Source organism: Streptococcus sp. GMD1S (assembly GCF_000296875.1).
GTDB lineage: Bacteria > Bacillota > Bacilli > Lactobacillales > Streptococcaceae > Streptococcus.
Map to the genome: position 1 here is coordinate 1 of NZ_AJQY01000438.1, position 533 is coordinate 533.

Genomic DNA, 533 nt, shown 5'->3' on the forward strand with positions numbered 1-533 from the left:
TTTTTCTTGTTTTTGCATTAGAGATCTGCCTCCTTAAATACGACCTGACCATTTTCAAAACGATCCAAACGAGCAAGTGATAGGACAGGGTAACCTGCTTTTTCAAGCAAATCACGACCGTCTTGGAAGGATTTTTCAATCACGATACCAATCGCTTCAACTTTTGCTCCAGCTTGTTCGATGATTTGGATCAAGCCTTTGGCAGCTTGTCCATTTGCTAGGAAATCATCGATAATCAAGACCTTGTCCTCTGGTGAGAGGAATTTTCCAGCGATAGAAACGGTGCTGGTCACCTGCTTGGTAAAGGAGTAGACTTGGGCGGTTAAGATGCCTTCGTTCATGGTGATGTTTTTAGCTTTCTTGGCGAAAATCATGGGCACATTCAAGGCTTCCGCTGTAAAAACGGCTGGGGCAATGCCTGACGCTTCAATGGTCACGACCTTGGTAATGCCAGCAGAAGCGAATTTTTCCGCAAAAACCTTACCAATCTCTCGCATCAAGCTAAAGTCAACTTGGTGGGTTAAAAAGGAATC

The 533-nt window shown here is 44.3% G+C and carries 1 protein-coding gene; it reads right to left on the reverse strand.

The features are described 5' to 3' along the window. Positions 1 to 17 precede the first annotated feature (17 nt). Positions 18 to 533 (reverse strand): xanthine phosphoribosyltransferase (locus GMD1S_RS10845; RefSeq protein WP_000223136.1); only part of this gene is annotated, 516 nt, incomplete at its 5' end.